The sequence below is a fragment of the Luteibacter sp. NPDC031894 genome (genome assembly GCF_050273135.1).
Taxonomy (GTDB): domain Bacteria; phylum Pseudomonadota; class Gammaproteobacteria; order Xanthomonadales; family Rhodanobacteraceae; genus Luteibacter.
The window spans coordinates 721,719-739,943 of sequence record NZ_JBNNMV010000001.1; the positions used below are offsets into that span (position 1 = coordinate 721,719).

The 18,225-nt window shown below is 65.7% G+C and carries 16 protein-coding genes; 2 read left to right on the plus strand and 14 right to left on the minus strand.

Features of this window, described 5'->3' with window-relative positions:
• Nucleotides 1-3: 3 nt before the first annotated feature.
• The 6 genes from ACQKIE_RS03475 to ACQKIE_RS03500 all read right to left on the minus strand — a co-directional run bounded on the left by ACQKIE_RS03475 (nt 4) and on the right by ACQKIE_RS03500 (nt 6,520).
• A complete protein-coding gene (locus tag ACQKIE_RS03475; RefSeq protein WP_427455806.1) occupies nt 4-2,142 on the minus strand; it encodes a YjbH domain-containing protein in 2,139 nt (712 codons plus the stop codon).
• Nucleotides 2,142-2,936, minus strand: a complete 795-nt coding sequence (locus ACQKIE_RS03480; protein ID WP_427455808.1) for a capsule biosynthesis GfcC family protein — start codon at nt 2,934-2,936, stop codon at nt 2,142-2,144. The genes ACQKIE_RS03475 and ACQKIE_RS03480 overlap by 1 nt, the downstream gene beginning before the upstream one ends.
• Nucleotides 2,933-3,607, minus strand: coding sequence for a YjbF family lipoprotein (locus tag ACQKIE_RS03485; RefSeq protein ID WP_427455811.1), 675 nt, complete (start codon nt 3,605-3,607; stop codon nt 2,933-2,935). Before ACQKIE_RS03485 ends, ACQKIE_RS03480 begins: the two co-directional genes overlap by 4 nt.
• A 5-nt stretch (nt 3,608-3,612) precedes the next feature.
• Nucleotides 3,613-4,950: a UDP-glucose dehydrogenase family protein gene (locus ACQKIE_RS03490; RefSeq protein ID WP_427455813.1), complete on the minus strand. Its 1,338-nt coding sequence runs from the start codon at nt 4,948-4,950 to the stop codon at nt 3,613-3,615.
• 43 nt (nt 4,951-4,993) lie between these two features.
• Complete coding sequence (locus ACQKIE_RS03495; RefSeq protein WP_427455815.1) at nt 4,994-6,109, minus strand: polysaccharide biosynthesis/export family protein; 1,116 nt, start codon at nt 6,107-6,109, stop codon at nt 4,994-4,996.
• A 123-nt stretch (nt 6,110-6,232) separates the two neighbouring features.
• Nucleotides 6,233-6,520, minus strand: coding sequence for a hypothetical protein (locus tag ACQKIE_RS03500; protein ID WP_427455817.1), 288 nt, complete (start codon nt 6,518-6,520; stop codon nt 6,233-6,235).
• Nucleotides 6,521-6,944: 424 nt separating this feature from the next.
• Between ACQKIE_RS03500 and ACQKIE_RS03505 the strand changes: the two genes are divergently transcribed.
• Nucleotides 6,945-8,369, plus strand: coding sequence for an undecaprenyl-phosphate glucose phosphotransferase (locus ACQKIE_RS03505; RefSeq protein WP_427455819.1), 1,425 nt, complete (start codon nt 6,945-6,947; stop codon nt 8,367-8,369).
• 33 nt (nt 8,370-8,402) lie between these two features.
• Nucleotides 8,403-9,380 carry a UDP-glucose 4-epimerase GalE gene (gene galE, locus ACQKIE_RS03510; protein ID WP_427455821.1) on the plus strand — a complete coding sequence of 326 codons (978 nt, stop codon included), beginning with the start codon at nt 8,403-8,405 and terminating at the stop codon, nt 9,378-9,380.
• A gap of 9 nt (nt 9,381-9,389) precedes the next feature.
• Here galE and ACQKIE_RS03515 read toward each other — a convergent pair whose 3' ends face one another.
• From ACQKIE_RS03515 to wcaK, 8 genes are read right to left on the minus strand one after another with little or no spacing between them, the layout of a single operon-like run.
• Nucleotides 9,390-10,883 (minus strand): right-handed parallel beta-helix repeat-containing protein, encoded by a 1,494-nt coding sequence (locus ACQKIE_RS03515; protein ID WP_427455823.1) that lies wholly within the window; start codon nt 10,881-10,883, stop codon nt 9,390-9,392.
• 15 nt (nt 10,884-10,898) lie between these two features.
• Complete coding sequence (locus ACQKIE_RS03520) at nt 10,899-11,720, minus strand: glycosyltransferase family 2 protein (RefSeq protein WP_427455825.1); 822 nt, start codon at nt 11,718-11,720, stop codon at nt 10,899-10,901.
• Nucleotides 11,717-12,199, minus strand: coding sequence for a serine O-acetyltransferase (locus ACQKIE_RS03525; RefSeq protein ID WP_427455827.1), 483 nt, complete (start codon nt 12,197-12,199; stop codon nt 11,717-11,719). The genes ACQKIE_RS03520 and ACQKIE_RS03525 overlap by 4 nt, the downstream gene beginning before the upstream one ends.
• Nucleotides 12,192-13,382, minus strand: a complete 1,191-nt coding sequence (locus ACQKIE_RS03530; RefSeq protein ID WP_427455829.1) for an O-antigen ligase family protein — start codon at nt 13,380-13,382, stop codon at nt 12,192-12,194. Before ACQKIE_RS03530 ends, ACQKIE_RS03525 begins: the two co-directional genes overlap by 8 nt.
• Before the next feature lie 13 nt (nt 13,383-13,395).
• On the minus strand, nt 13,396-14,307 hold the full coding sequence (locus tag ACQKIE_RS03535) for a glycosyltransferase family 2 protein (RefSeq protein ID WP_427455831.1): 912 nt from the start codon (nt 14,305-14,307) through the stop codon (nt 13,396-13,398).
• Nucleotides 14,308-14,309: 2 nt separating this feature from the next.
• Nucleotides 14,310-15,734, minus strand: a complete 1,425-nt coding sequence (locus ACQKIE_RS03540; protein ID WP_427455833.1) for an MOP flippase family protein — start codon at nt 15,732-15,734, stop codon at nt 14,310-14,312.
• Nucleotides 15,735-15,746: 12 nt separating this feature from the next.
• Nucleotides 15,747-16,979, minus strand: a complete 1,233-nt coding sequence (locus ACQKIE_RS03545; RefSeq protein ID WP_427455835.1) for a glycosyltransferase — start codon at nt 16,977-16,979, stop codon at nt 15,747-15,749.
• Between the two features lie 3 nt (nt 16,980-16,982).
• The gene (gene wcaK, locus ACQKIE_RS03550) at nt 16,983-18,215 is read right to left on the minus strand and encodes a colanic acid biosynthesis pyruvyl transferase WcaK (protein ID WP_427455837.1); all 1,233 of its coding nucleotides are present in this window, start codon (nt 18,213-18,215) and stop codon (nt 16,983-16,985) included.
• Nucleotides 18,216-18,225: the final 10 nt, after the last annotated feature.

An 18,225-nucleotide genomic window follows, 5' to 3' on the forward strand; every position in this document is an offset into this window, starting at 1 on the left:
GGGTTAGTCGCGGATCTTCTCCAGGTTCTTGTCGAACAGGTCGCCGTCGAGGTCGTTGGTCAGCGTGTACAGCGTGTAGCGCTTGTTGAGCCGCGCACCACCGTCGCGGATCAGCGGCTGCCAGAGCAGGGTGGCACGGCTCCGCGAGGAATGCGGCAGCAGCATGTCGAAGGGAATGGAGACGTAGATGCCCTTGTCGAAACTGCCTTCGCCGTAGCCGGCGCTGCCTGACTTGTTGGTGATCGTGGCATACGCGCCCATGCGCGCGCCGTTGGCGAATTCGCGGGAAACGTCCACCGTGCTGCCCCAGTCGCCGGCCAGGTAACGGCCCACGCTCACGGCGATCGTCACGTCGTGGAAACCTGTTTCGAAATACCCGGTGGCCTGGCCGGTGATCACATGGTAGCGGCGCAGGGAAAAATCCTGGTCGAAGCCGCGCTGTTTCACCCAGTTGATGTCCGCGCCCACGGCCCAGCGCTCTCCGAACGGTCGATAGAGAATTTCGCCGCCGGCGCCGCCGTACATGCTTTCCAACATGCCCGCATAGGCGAGGCCGTAGAGGTCCTGGCCGAGACGGCGCGTACCCGTGAGCTGGACGTTCGGCAAGGTCACGTCCGAACCGGTGAGGTACTGGCGCAGATTGGTGCGAACCCGGGGCAGGTTGCTCGGCGCGTCGTACTTGAACTTGTCGTAGTTGTTCGCGACGTTTACCGCCAGCACGCCATCGAGCCAGAGGTTGCGACTGAAATTGAACGTGCCCGACGCCGCGCCATACACCTGGTACAGCACGAAGGCATCCGGCCCTCCGAGGTTTTGCTGATAACCGAGGGATACACCGCCCGTGAAGCGCTTGAGCGGCGCGCGATACAGCACCTCCTCGTCGCGCGCGGTGACGGGGTCCTGCTCCACGCTACGACGAAAATCCGCGAGGTCGAGCCGATGGTCGAGCAGTTCGATGAAGCGGGGCCGGTGCACGCTGGTCTCCACGGTGGGCAGGCCACTGCGTTCGCTCGCCACGGTCAACCAGCCGATGCTGTCGTCCACGCGGTTGTCCACGATGCGCGTCGCGCGGCCGACCCCCTCGGCGGGATAAAAAAACCGCTGCTGCTCGCCGTGCACGACCAGTTCCTGGCCGCGCCTGCCGATGCGCGTGACGTCGATGCCGGCGTTGTCGTGCAGGTTCCTGGCGACCGCCGGCCAGTCGACCTGTTCCGGTGGGCGTCGGTCCGCCGGCTTCACGGTCGCGTCCACCTGCTCGACGGCGACCGGTTCCGGTTTCGGGTCGAAGTTCTTGGGCGGGTCGACATGCGTCGCGAGGTTGCTGTGCAGGTTCAGGGCCGCGGTGACGATCTCGCCACGTTCGTAACCCACCGTGAGGTCGACGTTACGGTTGAGACGGAAAACCGCCCCCAGGTTGACGGGCCAGCGCTGCGGCTGGTTGTTGTTTTGCGGCTGGTGCTTGTAGTCGTTGCCATCCAACTCGGCTTTCAACAATAGCCACTCCCAGAGGGAGCGATACTCCACGCCGCCGAAGAAGCCGGGACGCCCGCGCAGGAACTTGTTGGTGCTGAACTTACCGGTGCCGGTGCCACCCGTGGGCCGCGTCCGGAAGCGGTCGTCGAGGACGTCGAGCGGGTTCGCGATATCGCCGCGCGCACCCATATAGCCCCAGGCGAGGCCGAGGCTGAAGTCGAACCGGCCTGCGCGCTTGCTGGTGACGACGTATTCGCTGGAGAACAGGCCGGTGCCGCCGATGTCGCGCGCGCCGATCGCCACCGCGGGAAGCCAACGGCTTTCCTCCCAGAGGCGCACCTTGGCGTCGATGGACTTGTCCTTGTACGTCTGGCTACCGCTGAGGGAACGGGGGCCGTAAAGCCGGTTGCTGACGTTGGTGTAGCGGAACGAACCTTCCAGCCACGGCAAGGGCTGCATGGACACGTTGTAGTTCGTATACGGCGTGGTGCGGCTGAGTACGAAGCTGAATTCGCCCTCGCGTGCCATCCGTGCGGTCGGTGTCTGCAACAGGCCCACGCCGCCGAAGTCGCTCTGCGTGAAAGCCTCCTGCGCGTGCGCGACAGCACTGCCTCCAGCGAACAGCGCGAACGCGGTGCGGCAGCAGCCGCGCATGACGGGCCGGCGCATCAGCGCCACCCCGATTCGCTCAGCACCTGCGTGGCGAGGAAATCCGCGACGTCGCGGTTGAAGGCGTCGTCGGCGGCGTCGGCGATGGCATGCCGGGCAAAGGGGACGTAGATCCACGCGCCCGGCGCCAGCGGGCGAGGCGCGTCGCGGTTCCATGCGGCGATGCGCTGCTCGAACACCGCTCCGTCGGGCTGGACGACGTAGATGGCATCCGCGTCCGCCTCGGCGGACGCGGGGCAGGCCGCGAGGTAACGCCGTGCGTCCTGCATGGGCACCTGCGGCAGACGGCATGCCTTTTCGACGGCTCCCACGACCCGGATCCCTGCCGGGCGCGACGGGAAGAACAGAGTGTCGCCGTCGTGCACGGGCCGATCGTCGGCCGGGGTGACCTCGAGCCGCGCGGGGTCCAGCGACACGCCAACGCGCCGACCCGTGACGGGAAGGTTCGAAAGCCACGCCTGGAAGTCCGCCGCCGTGCTGGCGAGATTCATGTCGCCGGCACCGAGCGCCTTGAGGCGGATGGCGCCGAGCTCGTACACGATGCCCGCGCGCAAGCGCAGCTGTTCCCGTTGCAACGCTGGCTGTAGCCATGCGGCAGCAAGGAGGTAGGCGTCCGGGTCCACCTGGCTAGCGAGACCGACGGTCGACAGCCGCGCATCGGCCGGGTAGGTCGCGGCGCCGGGTTTGCCGACGGCACCTTCGGTCGTGACGGTCAGCGTGTCTGGCGCCTGCGCGACGGCCGTCACGGCCGGCAAGGCGAGGAGCCATGCACACGCTCCTACCCACAGCCTCACGAAGACGCCTCGCGGTAGGGCTGCAACTGGATGAGTTCGAGCGGCAGTCCCGGGGCGACGTACTGCCGGCTCTTCCAGATGAACCCATCGGAGGGATCGATCCAGTAGCGGTTGGTCAGGCTCAACCCGAGCGCGGGCGCGGACACGTGTTCGTCGATGCGCCGCAGGTGGTGCACGGTGCCCAATATCTCGACGTCTTCCAGCGCCTTCGGTTCGAGACGTGCCTTCAGGACCACACCGTAGCGATAGCCGGGGGACCAGTCCACGCGCCGCGCGTACTCGAGCGGCCCCGTGAGGTGCTGCAGTCCATCGCGGAACGGATCGGTGCCCTGGATCGCCGACCCGTCGAGGTTCTGCGGAAGGCCGACCGTCTTCACTACCACACCGTCCCGCGTGAAGACGATATCGTGCCCCGTTCCATACCACCCGAGCACGCCGTTCTCCACACGGGCGAGCACGAGGATTGCCTCGCCATCCGGACCGTTGGCCTGCAACTGGAAGTAGGGGGTCTCGGCCACCGATGCCGCGGTTGGATGAACGCTTTCCCTCCGCATCGCCAGGCGCACTGCCTCGAGGCTGCCGCGCGATACCGACGAGCATGCGGCGAGCGAGGCGAACACCAGGCCAAGGCTGCCGGCGAGGATGGACCGCGGGACCAGGCGCATGGACATGGTCGTCAGCGTTGCAGGGATCGGCCGCGTCCAATGCCGTAATAAGCGATGCCTGCATCCTCGACGGCAACGGGATCGTAAAGATTGCGACCGTCGAAGAGGGCCGGGCTGCCGAGCGTGGCCCTGATGCGGGCGAAGTCCGGGCTGCGGAAGGCCTTCCATTCCGTCACGAGGGCGAGCACGTCGGCCCCTTCCAGCGCGGCGTACGGGCTGTCACAGAGTTGCAGGTCGTCGCGCTCGCCATAAATGCGCGAGGTTTCCGCCCGGGCCTCGGGATCGTACGCGCGTACCCGCGCGCCGGCGTCCCACAGTGCTTCCATGAGGCGTCGGCTCGGGGCCTCGCGCATGTCGTCGGTGTTCGGCTTGAACGCCAGGCCCCATAGCGCCACGGTCTTGCCGGCGAGATCGCCCTCGAAGTAGCGCTGGATCTGGGTAAACAGGCGGGTCTTCTGATCGGCGTTGACGGCTTCGACCATCGCGAGCAATCGCGCGTCGTAGTCGTGGCCACGGGCAATCCGCTCCAGGGCCTGGACGTCCTTCGGGAAGCACGAGCCGCCGTAGCCGACGCCGGGATAGATGAAGTGGTAGCCGATGCGCGGATCCGCGCCGATGCCCTGGCGCACGAGTTCCACGTCGGCACCGACGCGCTCGGCGATGTTCGCGATCTCGTTCATGAAACTGATCTTCGTCGCCAACATCGCGTTGGCGGCGTATTTGGTCAGTTCGGCTGAACGCTCGTCCATCACCACCATGCGATCGTGGTTGCGGTTGAAGGGCGCATAGAGCTTGCGTAGCACGCCGATCGCCCTCGGACTGGACGCACCGACAACGATGCGGTCCGGTCGCAGGCAGTCCTCGACCGCGTCGCCTTCCTTCAGGAACTCCGGATTGGAGACGACGTCGAAATCGGCAGCCGCACCGCGCTGTACCAGCACCTCGTTCACCGCCCCGCGCACGCGATCGGCGGTACCTACCGGGACGGTGGACTTGTTCACGATCACCGCATAGCCATCGAGGTGCTCGCCAATGGTGCGCGCCACGCTCAGCACGTACTTCATGTCGGCGCTGCCATCCTCGTCGGGCGGCGTACCCACGGCGATGAAGATCAGTTCGCCGTGCGCGATCGCCGGCGCCGGATCCGTGGTGAAGTCGAGGCGGCCCGAAGCGTGGTTGCGCTTCACGATGGGTTCGAGCCCCGGTTCGAAGATGGGCACGACACCCCGCCGGAGGCCGTCGACCTTCGCCTCGTCGACATCCACGCAAACGACGTGGTTGCCCATTTCCGCAAGGCATGCACCGGTGACCAGACCCACATAGCCGGTGCCGAATATCGTGACCTTCATCTCTGTCGCCCGTAGTGATTGCTTGGAAGGTGGAGCACCGCGGTCAGAGCTGGCGGTCGCGATCCAGGTTGTATTGCGCGTTGGCCGCGTTGCTGATCAGCCCTGAAAGCGGCAGCAGCTGGCTGATGAAGCGGTTCCAGCGAGTGATGCCGGCGGGCCCGACGAAGACGACGTCGCCGGGCTTGACCGAGAACTGCGCGGCCACGGCGAAGGCTGATGGCGACGTGCCGTCGAGCTGGTAGATCGTTGCCGGTGCCTTCTCAAGGTCTTCGACGCCGCGGATGACATAGACCGACTTGCCGCGCGCGCTGGTCTGGTTGAGCCCGCCCGCACGCCCGAGCGCCTGCGTGAGGCTGAGGTCGCTGGTCTTGAAGGTGATCGCCTGGGGACGCAGCACCTCGCCGATCACGTACGCTTCGTGGCGGTCGTTATAGGGCAGGTAGATGCTGTCGCCACCCTTCAGGTAGATGTCCTGACCCGACTGCTGCGAGCGCGACAGCGCGTCGAGATCAAGGTGGTACTCGCGGTTGTCGCGACGCAGGACGACGTTCGAGAGATCGGCCAGTTGCGCGTTGACACCCGCCGACCCGATGGCCTGCCCGAGCGTCAGTGGCGTGAGGGTGATGTCCTGCGGGTCCGTCTTCACGAAGGCGCCGCTGAGGGTGACCTTCTGGCTGCCATAGCTGACGATGCTGATGTCGACCTGGGGCTTCTCGACATACTTCGTCAGCCGATCGGTGATCGCCATGCGCAGCTCTTCGACCGTGAGGCCGGACGCGTGCAAGAGACCGACATAGGGATAGAACAAGGTGCCGTCCGGACGCACGAGGCGGCCGTTCGCGGCGGTCTGTTGTTGCGAGCCCGCGGGAGACGTGAGCTCCGGATGCTCCCACACCGTGATGTAAAGCGAATCGCCGGACCCGACGCGATAGGAGTCGGGTTTATAGGCGGTCAGCGCGGGATCCACGCCGGGTACCGAGGCACTGGCGCGGTCCATGGCGATCAGCTTGGGAGTGATGGGGACCAGTTGGTAGCGGCTGCCAGTCGCGCTTTCCTTGTCGTTCAACTCGCCGGTTTTCATGTGCTGGCCGGGTGCCAGGATGCATGCTTGCAGTAACAGACAGCACCCGGCCAGCCCGAGAGTCGGCAGGAACTTCATGGGTGTACCGAATCCTTTGCGATGCGCCTGGAATGCAGGCCATCCACGTACTTAAACCGATCCAACATTAACAGCGCGGGAATATGAACGGACATCTAGACGGCCAGACGCCCGTTTCGTCGTTCAGTGCGTCCCGCCGGTACCGCCGGTTCCACCCGTACCGCCAGTGCCGCCCGTGCCACCCGTACCGCCGGTGCCGTCGTTACCCGTGCCGTTGGCATCGTTCGCGGTGGCGCCGGAAGCCGCCGCCATGGCAGCCGTGCCTGGGCCCACACGGGCGGGCGCGATCGCCCCCTGTGCGGCCTGCCGAGCCTGTTTCGGCGTCGCGAGCTGTGGCTTGCGCGGTGAGTCGGGCGTATTGCCCGGCGCATTCGCGGCGCGCTGGGCTTGTGCCCATAGTGGAGCGGCCACGGCCAGAAGAACGCACGCAACAAATAGACGTCTCACTGTGATTCTCCAAACGGGGAAGGGGAAGGATGGGCACTGCATGAACGGGCACATGGATGTGCGCGCAGTGCGATTGCATTCACTGCCAACTATGTTCCACCGTCAAGGCAATCAGCTGAACGCCCGCTGCCGAGAGCTGTTTTTGTGACACCACTCCCAGATTTTCGGTCGGCGGATTGCGCGATGTTTTCCCTGCGGTGCAGCATGAGCCGTCGTACTGGATAAGTACGACATTTCTCAGGTCGCTTCCCTTGTGCTGGGGAGGCGGGCTGAAACGTGTCGGGCCGCTTGCTGTCTCGCGACAGCCGATCGCGGCCCTACAGTGGGGACACGTACCTGGGTAGCCCGGCCATACCGGCTCCTCTCGCTCCGGCAGAAGGTACTTGTCATGCAGTTGTCGAAATTCAATGCGTTACTCGACCTGGAGATCCGTGCCAGCGATCCCATCTGCGCGGTCGTTGCCGGCTACCTGGCATATTTCATCCGCTTCGACACGCTCAGGATGAGCAGCCTGTACGCGGTCGCGCTGGTCATCCTCATGCTCGCGACCCTGGCTGCCTCCATGTTTTTCCGGGTCTATGAGCAGCCGCTCGCGGAGCGCCCGTTCGAGCAATATTGCTGCATCGCCGCATCGTGGACCGTGGGCTTCGCCGCGCTGCTCGCGCTCGGGTACCTGTTGAAGGTAAGCGAGCTGTACTCGCGTGGATGGGTGACGTTGACGTACTGCCTCGGCCTTGCGCTGATGGCGTCGGTCCGCCAAGTGGCCGTGGTCACGCTGTGGTACCTGCGTCGCCGTGGCATAGGCATGCGCCGTTGCCTGCTCATCGGTGCGACCGAGTCGGGGCTCCACATGGTGCAGCAGGCGAGGGCGAAGCCCAGCCTGGGCATGAAGATCACCGGTTATGTCTCTACGAGCTATGACCAGGGTGTTCCAGGCGGCGTTCCTTCCGTGGGATCCCTGCTGCACATCGACACAATCCTCGATGAGGGCGAATGGGACGAAGTGCTCGTCGCGTTGCCCGTAAGCGCGCATCGCGCGATCGGCTATGCGCTCGATCGCATGGAAGAGCGGGTGATGACCGTGAAGTTCGTCCCTGACTTGCTCGGACGGCAACTCATCAACCAGCGCATGGAAGACTGCGGCGGCATTCCCATGGTGACGCTGCGCGAAAGCCCCCTGATGGGTCACGCGTGGATCCTCAAGGCCGTCGAGGATCGCCTGATCGCCGCCGCCATCCTGGTCATGATCAGTCCGCTCATGCTCGCCCTGGCGATCGGCGTCAAGCTCTCGAGTCCTGGCCCGGTGCTCTATCGGCAGCGCCGCGTGGGCCTCGACGGCAAGGAATTCGAGATGCTGAAGTTCCGCTCCATGCCGGTGGACATGGAGAAGAACAAGGCCGTGCAATGGGGCAACGCACAGGCGAAGACCACGACGCGCTTCGGCCGCTTCATCCGCCAGACGAGCCTCGACGAACTGCCCCAGTTCATCAACGTGGTGCGCGGCGACATGTCCATCGTCGGTCCGCGTCCGGAGCGGCCCATGTTCGTTGAGAAGTTCAAGGGCGAGATCGCCGGTTACATGCACAAGCACCTGGTCAAGGCCGGTATCACCGGCTGGGCCCAGATCAACGGCTGGCGCGGCGATACCGACCTCGTGAAGCGCATCGAGTGCGATCTGTATTACATCAACCACTGGTCGCTGGCATTCGACCTGCGCATCATTTTCCTCACGATCTTCAAGGGATTCGTGCACAGCGAGACGCCGACCGCGGTCGCGCCCGCGGGGGAGGTGCCGGTCGAGGAAGCGGGTTAGGCACGTCCATTCACTCTCCTGGCGGGGTATCGATTGAAGTTTCTCATCTGTGGCGGTGCGGGCTATGTGGGCTCGCACATGGTGCGGTACCTGGTGGAGAACCAGCATGACGTGGTTGTCTACGACGACCTGTCGACGGGGCACCGCGAGGCGGTGCCCGACGATGTCCCCTTCGTTCACGGCGACATCGGCGACGCGGTGACGCTCTGGCGGCTGTTCGCCACGCACCAGTTCGACGCCGTGATGCACTTCTGTGCACGCTCCCTGGTGGGAGAGTCCGTCGTGGATCCCTACCAGTACTACCGGAACAACGTGGCGAATACGCTGGTCCTCCTGGCGGCGATGCGCGAAGCCGGCATCCAGCGACTCGTCTTCTCGTCCACCGCGGCGGTGTTCGGCAATCCGCAAAGCGACACGATCGACGAGACGCATCCCACCGACCCGATCAACCCTTACGGGCAGAGCAAGCTGATGATCGAGCGGGTGCTCGTCGATGCCTATCGTGCCTATGGCCTCCGCTCGGTGGCGCTGCGCTATTTCAACGCCGCCGGGGCGGATCTCACCGGTACCATCGGGGAGTCGCACCACCCGGAGACCCATCTCATTCCGAACCTGCTACGCGCGGTGCTCGGGGAGGGCCCCGGTCTCAAGGTATTCGGTGACGATTACAGTACGCGCGATGGCACCTGCGTGCGCGACTACGTGCATGTGAGCGATCTCGCTTCGGCGCATCTGCTGGCGGTTGAATTCCTGGAAGAGAACGAGGGCGCCTTCACATTCAACCTCGGCAACGGTGAGGGCTTCAGTGTCCGCGAGGTCATCGCGGCGGCCCAGCGCGTGACCGGTCGGCCGGTCCCGCATGCGATGGCGCCGCGTCGCCCAGGTGACCCGCCGACCCTTGTTGCATCGAGCATGCAGGCGCGACAGCGACTGGGCTGGCAGCCGCGTATCGGCGTGCTGGACGATATCCTCGCCAGCGCCTGGCGCTGGCATCTGCAACCGCGCTACTGATCCGGTAGTTCAGGTCAGTCGCGCGATGCGCTGCATGGCATCCGCGACAGGCTTGCCGTTCGCGAAGCACGCCTTGACCAGCGCATTGACCGCCGCCAGGGAAGGGCGGTGGGTGCGAAAGCGATCGAGTGTCTGCGCATCCGCGGCTTGCATGCTTCCATCGTCGTGGCGGCCGCCACCCGCATAGAAGCGGTTCTCGCCGAGCCGCGTGCGCGTTGCCAGTGCCATCTCGATACCGGGCGAGCGAGGCGCCACGACGATGTTGTCGTGTATGGCGATGCCGTTCGGTACTCCTGTCCAGCTGGTCGCCTTGAAGACAGGCGCCTGGGCTCCGGCACCGGGCTGGGTGGGGATGATGATGATGTTGTTATAGATCTGGCCACCGTCCACCGGCCCGGAGATCCGCAGCGTGGCGCCGCCGCTCTTGCGCAGGGCGTCGTTGATGCTGACGTTGTAGCGCACGATGGTGCCGCTGTTGCCAATGCCCTGGGGATCCCGGCCGTCGTTGCACACCAAGGCCATGCCACCCATGTTGTCATGGCTGTAGTTGTACTGGATGACGGTGCCGCGGCAATGGAAGTCGGCGTCGAACGCCTGGCCGTCGGCCGGGGCCCGATGGCCGCTCACCTCGTTGTACTGGATCGTGGTGTTGTCACAGTCGAACGGCCATATGCCGGCGGCGGCTTCGCCGCGAGGCAGGTCGCCGCAGTCACTCACCGTGTTGCGCTCGACGAGCGCCCCGTCGCACCCCTTGACCAGGATGCCGTCGCCCGGCACGCCACGCAGGTGGTTGCCGCGGACGACCACGCCAGTCGCCAGTCCGCCGGCGCGGGTTCCGGCGCGGAGAAAAAGGATGCCATCGCGCTGACAGCGCTCGATCGTATTGTCGGCGATGGTGAGGCCCTGGTGACGGGTAGGCCGGGCCTTGCCCGTTGTTTCGACCCGGATCGCGCTTCCGCCGCCTTCCTTCTTGACGGCCGAGCCGTTCACGTCGTGGATGTGCAAACCCTGCAGCACCATGCCATGGACCACGCCCGCGTCCTCGTGCATCAGGTGGATACCCGTCCGGCGCGGTGCGGGTTGCGCGCCGTGGTTCGAGATGGCGAGGTTGCGCAGCGTCCAATACTCGACATTGCGCAGCAGCACCGTCGAAGCGGCACGGCCGTCGCCGTGCAGGTGGGGAGGGGCGCCGTCGCCGTACGCGTCGACGACGATCCCGGCGTCCGCGCGTCCGGAGCCTCGCGGCTGGAACACACCGGCATAGTCGCCGCCACGCCTGAAGAAAATGCTGTCACCGGGGCCGAAACGCGCCTGGTTGAGCTTGTCGAGACTGCGCCAGGCCCGCGCGGCGGTGCTTCCGTCGTGTCCATCGTCGCCCGTCACGCTGTCGACGTAGTAGCGCCTTCCGCCACCGCCGGTCGCCGCGAAAGCCCGCAAGGGTCCCGCGCTCGCCACGGCCATGGCGAGCGCGGCCTGCTGGAGGAAGACGCGTCGGTTCACCATCGTGGACTCCTCGCCTCAGCGCCGCTCGCTCAACGAGTAACGATAGACGCCGCCGTGCTTCCTCAGCATGTAGGCGAAGCCGGCGAGGTGTTTGATCGTCAGTTTCGAGAACTTGCGCGTGCGCCGCTTGTAGTCGTGGACCACCGAGATCCTGCGGCAGTAGTAGTTGCGCAGACCGAGCTTGCGTGTACGCACACAGAATTCCGCGTCCTCCGGGCCGAAGAAGATGCGATCGTCGTAGCCCATCAGGAGTGCCGCCACGTCCTTCGTGAAGGTCTGGTTCGCCCCGAGCACGTAGTCGACTTCCAGCGGGTCACTGCCTTCGTCGAAGCGCGTGTCGAGCATCAGGTGCCGTTCCAGCTCGCGGCGGACGAAGCCGAGCATGCGGGCCATGGGTACCCGTGCCGCGATCGGCTGGTAGAAGCGCGGGAACCGGCGCGTCGAATCCTGTCGCGTGCGATCCACGTTGAGCAGTTCGAAGCCTACGACACCCGCGTCGGGGTGCGTGCCGAAGAAGTCTTCCACGATGCTCCCCGGATCGCTCGTGAGGAAGATGGTGTCGTTGTCGAGGGTCATGCAGTACTTGCCACGTGCCAGGAACAGGCCCCTGTTCCGCGCCGGGCCGACGCCGAAGTTGCGCTCGAGGGGAAAGTACCGGATCTGCGGCAGCGTCGCGACGAACTCGGCGCTGCCGTCGGTCGAGCCGTTGTCGACGACGATCACCTCGTCGCGTGTGAAGTCCACTTTGTCCAGCAGGGAGAGCAGGCAGCGTTGCAGGTTCTCCCTCTCGTTCCAGGTAATGATGACAATGGAAAGCCTGACGGTGGCCTCGCTCATGACGCTGCTCCAACGGGGGGCGTGGGTAGGGAGGATGGGGTGATGACCGCGTTGGCCTTCACCACGAAGTTGTCGGGAATGACGACGGGGCCGAAGATGCAGGCGCCGGTGCCGATGGTGACGTTGTCGCCAATGACCGGCGTACCGTCTCCTGGCCAGCGGTTGCCGATGCAGACACGGGCGTAGAGCGTGCAGTTCGCGCCAATGGTCGTCTTGCCGTTCACGATCACGCCGAAAGCGTGGTAGATCACCAGGCCCGGGCCGATGGTCGTCGTCGTCGGCAGATAACACTTGAAGACGAATTCGGCCAATTTTTCGAGCACGCGGAGCGGCGCGTGCATCCATGTGCCGCGGGCGGTCGCGATCAGCCGATAGCTGAGGATGACCCAGAACGACTGGTCGAGCATCCACCACAGCAGGCCGCGGTAGCCCGGCAGGGATGTGTAGCGGCGCACGTCCGCGCGGAAATCGTCAAGCATGGCGAGGGATGCCGCATGGAGGTTTGTTGATGAGGGGGCCGCGCCTGCGACGTGCCCGGCGCACGTCTTCCCGCGCATAGAACATGCCGACGAAGAACCAGAAATAGGCTTCGTACCCGCTGAACTCGATGAAGGCGAGCATCAGGTAGCACAACAGGAAGGCTTTGATGTTGCGCTGCTGGCCCTCCGCCGGACGAAACAGGATGTGTAGCACCATCGCCAGGAAGAGCAACAGCGACTGGACACCGCCTTCGAGGAGGAACTGCAGGTAAATGTCGTGGACGTTGTTCTCCACGAAGGTCAACCCGGAAATCTGCTCCATCAACGGGACGCCGTTGCCGACGCCGTAGCCGAAGAGATTCTGCTCCAGCGCCTGCGTCGCGCTGTTCCACAGGGCGAGCCGGCCTACGTTCTTGTGTTCGAGCTGGGTCTCCGCCTGCAGGTTGAAGCGATCGAGGACGGGAATGTCCACCACCGACGAGACCACCAAGCCCGCCACCAGCACGACCATGGCGACGCCGAGAAACGTATAGAGATAGTAGGAGCGCGTCTTCCTCGCACGGTAGGCCGCGATGCCGATGGAAACCGCCGCACCGACGAGGCCGGCACGCGAGAGCATGGTGGCGCTGGTCAGGAAGGCGATACCGGCGGCGATCGGGTAGGCCCGCGTGCCGAGGAGCAGGATGGACAGCAGCGCTAGCAGGCTGGCCTCGATGTTCCTGCCGCCCGTCGACATGTACAGCACGCCCGAGGCACCCTCGCTGCGGGCGTAGACCGCGCCCAGCTGGCCGGCGTAGACGGCATCGCGGACGAGGATGAACACGATGCAGCAACCGAGCATCCACACGAAGATTCGCCGCAGGTCCATGTCGGGGAGCTTGCGGCCGAATACCATGCCGAGGAAGTACGACGCCGCCACGAAGACGATCAGGGTCGACCGCATCCCGCCGCCGTACGTCGCGGCGGCGGCGAGCGATGTCAGGCCCATCGTGGCGATGAAGGCGGTGGCGGGGTTGAGCTTCAGGTAGCGCAGCGCGGGCAGGTACAGCACCGGCATGAGCAAGAGGAGGATGTGGTAGACATTCACGTGCGACTTGCTGGCCGCGCTGTGGGTCAACGGAACCTGCACGAACAGCATCGCCATGAGGACGATGGCGGCGGCGCGTGTCTTGTTGATCTGCATCGGCGCCCCTTCCTCAGCCGATCGCCACGCCGAAGAACTTATGCAGCAGCAGCTTCACGGTCGACTTGTAGCCGCCGATCGACACGTTGCGCACGATCTCGCCCAGCGGCGGACGTTCCCTGTTCATCACGTACTGGATGTTGCGATGGTTGCGGCGCTGGTCCGCATTCATCAAGCGCTGGTGCTTGGCGATGAAGCGCTCGCTACCTTCCGCGCGCCGACTGGAGTTGCGAATGCGGGCGCGCGAGCGGTCGTCGTCGACGAAGGACAGCAGCACGGGCGAGCGCACCGCGGGTCCGTAGCGGTCCGCCAGGCGGATCCACATGTCGTAGTCCTGCCACGACGGCATCGCTTCATCGAAGCCGCCTAGTTCGCGCATGCGGCTGAGTTCGGTAAGCACCTGGTTGCCGGCGAGGTTCGCGTACAGCAGCGCCGGCAGGCCGAGTGGCTCGGTCTTCGCCAGTTCCGCCGGACCGTGCAGGCGATCGCGCAGCGCGGTCACTTCGGAAACGGCCTGGAAGTAGCGGAAACGGCTGCAGGCAAACGAGGGCTTGTGCCGGCGGTAGAGGTCGACTAGGCATTCGATCCGCTGCGGGTGGAAGAAGTCGTCGTCGTCGAGACCGGTGACGTAGGTGCCGGATGCGTGCTCGATGCAGCGGTTGCGCGCGCGGCAGGCACCTTGCGGCGTCTCGTTGCGCAAGTAGACGAATTTCCCCGGGTGGCAGCGGGCATACCACGCCACCACCTCCGCGGTGTCGTCCGTCGACGCCTCGTCACAGACCAGGATCTCGATCCGTGGCCACGTCTGCTCAAGCACCGAATCGATAGCACGTCGGAGCAGCGCCGATCGGTTGCGCGTGGGGATGTAAACGCTCACCAACGGCGCGGCGGGAGGATTCATGGTCGCGTCTGCTTGGGTATTCATCGTCAGGCACCTACCGGCTGCACGCCGCGAGCCAGCCAGGTGTCGCGGTTGCGCCAGGCGACCCACAGGAGGGGCGGCATCACCAGCACGAAACGCACGACGCTGGCCTTCCAGTCCTCGCCGGGGTAAAGCGCCACGGCAAGCATCAGGAAGAGGTAAGGCACGAGGCTTTCCACCATCCATGATCCGAAGAACTCACGGGCGGTGATGCGGATGATCCGGGAGGAAAAGAAGTAGTACGAGAGGATGGTCGCGAGGACCTGGCTCACGGCCAGGGCGATCGCCATGACCTCGAGCGAGCGCGAGTACGCGCCGATCACCGTGACCAGCAAGGTGATGCCGCAGATCCTGACGTTCCAGCCGAATTCGATGTCGGAGCGGCCGAGGCTCTGGCTGAGCGCGCCGATCAGGGAGCCGAGGGGGCGCAGCATGCCGAAGAGCAGCATCAACGGGATGAGGTGCGACACGCCGGCGTAGCGCTGGCCGTAGAGGATGGTCACGGCCGTCGGGGCGAAGACGGCCAGCATGACGAATACGCCGGCGGCGGCCACGGACACGACACGCAGCCCCGTGATGTAGAGGGACCGCAGTGCCGCCGGATCGTCCTGCCGCGTCGCCAGTCGCGGCAGGGCCAGCCGCTGGACGACGGGCATGATCAGCTTGGTCGGTTGCAGCACCAGCTCCTTGGCGAGCGAATACACACCGAGCGCCGCAAGTCCCAGGAACTTGCCCAGGATGATCTGATCGGCCTGGCTGCGCAGCTGGTTGATCACCTGCGAGCCGAGCTGGAAGGCGCCGTAGCGCAACGCCTGCCGCACGATGGCGCGATCGAAGCCGCGCCCGGGGTGCCAGTCGCGCTCGGCCACGGCGACGAAGCACACGAGCCGCACGAGGCTGTTGACGATCATCGCGTACACGGCCGCCTCGATCGAGGCGCCGAAGGCGAAGACCATGACCAGCAGCGTGAGAAGGCCCGACAATCGCCCCGCGACCTCGATGCGTGCCAGCCGCGGGAGCCGGAACGACTTGATCAGGCTGGCCTGGTATTGCGCGGCGAAACCCAACAGGACGAAGTTCAGCGTCGACAGCCGCAACAAGCCACCGAGGGCATCCGAGCCGTAGAAGTCGGCGACCGGGTAAGAGATCACGAACAGCACGAGGGCCGAGAACAAGCCAAGCCCCGCGCTGATCATGAACAACGATGTCCGCTCGCGGCGGTCGATGTCCTGGCGGTGCACGAGGTAGCTGCTCAGGCCCATGTCCTGCAGCAGCGTGGCGATGGCGTTCACGACGTTGACGATGGCGAGCGCACCCAGCAGGTGCGCATCGACGTGGTGGGCGAGCACGGCGATCTGCAGCAATTGGCTCGCTGCGCTGACGACGGTGGAGCCGGCGGTCCAGAGGGCATCGCGTCTGGCGGAAGACATGGGGCGGATCTCCTAGGCCAACCGCGCGGCGAGCTGGTCGTGCAACCGGCTCTGGTTGAAATGGGTCTCGACCGTGCGCCGCGCGTAGCGGGCAATGGCGGGGAGGTCGTAATCGCCTCGCTGTATGCTCGCCAGCCTGTCGGCCAGCGCGTCCACGTCACGCTCGGGCACCAGCCAGCCGGAGCGGCCGTCCTCGATCAGCTCGGGAATGCCGCTGTGCACGGTCGAGAGGCAGGGCACGCCACTGGCCATGGCTTCCATCAGCGAGACGGGAATACCTTCCTGGTCGCCGTCCACGGCGGTGACACTCGGCAGCGCGAAGACATCGGCACGGGCGAGGGCGGCCTGCACATACGCCTTGTCGCGACGACCACGGATGAAGATCCGTTCGCCGAGCGCCTTGGCGGCGACGAACCGCTCCAGTTCGCCTTGCAGCGGGCCGTCCCCGACCACCTCGAGCTCGACAGGCACACGCCGCCACGCGAGCTGTGCCACGGCATCGCAGAGATACGCGATGCCCTTTTTCTCCACCAGCCGCGCCACGCAAAGGACACGCAGAGGGCGCGTTTGCGTCGGCACGCGGCCTTCGGGCGGCGCGAAGCAGAAGCTGTCGAGATCGACCCCCATGCGGTGCACCTGGATCTTCTCCGGCGCGCAGCCGAGGGCCATGAGCTTGCGGCTCCAGAGCGCACTGATCGGCAACATGTGCTCGCCGCTGGCGAACAGTCGCCGGTAGTCCTCGACATGTCGGGCGAGCACGCTGTGTTGCGACAGGTCGTAACCGTGGAACACCGTGTACAGCGGCCCCTCCAGCAGTCCCAACGCGCGCAGGTGGGCCGCGAGCACGCCGGTGGGGCCGAAGTGCGCAATGATCGCGTGCGCCTTGAGCGGATCACGGAGCCGCCGGGCAGCGCCCGCCAGGACGAGGCTCCGTGCCGCGTGGCCGTAGCGGCGGACCGAGAGGGCGCGGCGAACCCGTGCGCGAGGCAGGCCGGGAAGCACGTCGCGCAAGCGGCGCAGCGCCACCTGCCAACCGGCCGACCCGCTGGCCGCATGGGGAAAGATAAAGGTCGCACGGTCCATCAGGCCGCGCTGCGCCACGATGTCGCCGGCTTTTGGGGGCGCGCCACGGCTGACGGCGAGGATGCGTACATCGAAGCCGCGATCCAGCAGACCGATCATCTGATCGATGACGAAGGTCTCCGAATACCTGGGGAACTCGGGAAGGACGAAGAGGACCGACATGGCTCAGGGCCCTATGGCGAGCGTGGCGAGGAGGGATTCGCGTGCGAAGGCTTTCTCACGTGCGACGGCGGTCGCGACACGGGTCCGCAAGCCACTATCGGCAAGGAGCGCGAGCACCTTGTCGCGCAGCGTGCCGTCCAGCAGCGACTGCACCGGCATCGCCAGGTCGTCGACGCCGAGGCGTTTCATGATGCCTTCCGACTTGTGCTCGTAGTTGAGGGCGACCGACGGCGTACCGAAATTCATCGAAATGATCGCGCTATGCAGTCGCGTGCCGATGGTCAGGACGCAGGCGCCCAGGCGCCGGCCGAGCTCCACGTCGTTCAGTTCGTCCATCTCGACATGGCACGCCTCCGGTCGGCGGAGGCGCGATCGCACCTTCAGGGCGATCATGCGGTCGTCCTTCGGATAACCATCGATAGCCGTGCAGGTCGAGAACGCACGGACATGGAAACCGGCGTCGATGACCGCGTCGAGGAGTTCGGCGAAGGCGCCTTCGTACTGCGCCTGCGTGACACCCAGACGCTTGTCGAAGGGCGCCAGTTCTCGGAACGTCACGGCCACCGTGGGCTTCGCGGTGTCCACCTCGACGGGCGCGCCGGGATGCACGAGCCACGCCGTGTCGGACGTCCACCTCAGTTTGTCCTGCGGAATGGATGCGTCCTGCATGTGCCGCGCGCTGACCTCTTCGCGCAACGCCAGGGCGTCCACCCGTGCCATCACGTCCTGCGACACCTTGCGGAAGAACGCGTGCTCGAACGGCCCGACGCTATGGCCGACGAGGTAGATGGGGCGCCCGGCGAGCAGCGCACACGTGGCCTGATCGTATTGTGTGGCGCCGTAGAGGTCGACGAAGAACGAGCCGCCCACCTGGATCACGATGTCGTAGGCCTGCAGCGAGGCGATGTACTCGCGATGGAGACGCGGCAACGGCACCCAGCGGGCCCACCAGCGCCGGCGGAGATGGGCATGCAGCAATCGCGGGACCAGGCGGCGGAGCACGGTGGCGCGCAGTGCGCCGAACCGCTGCTTGCCCGCATCCAGGTAGTACCGATTCAGGGTATCGGGCAGGAGGGCACGGCCGAGCAAGTATTCCGAGCTCACCGGAAAGCGGCTGGTGACATCGATCCGGCGGCCGGGGAGTGCGTCTTCCAGGCATTCGAGCAGGCCTCGGAGGATGGCGCAATCACCGCGGTTTCCGCAGGTGTGGTTTCCGACGATCAGGATGCGCGTCATGGTCTTCGCT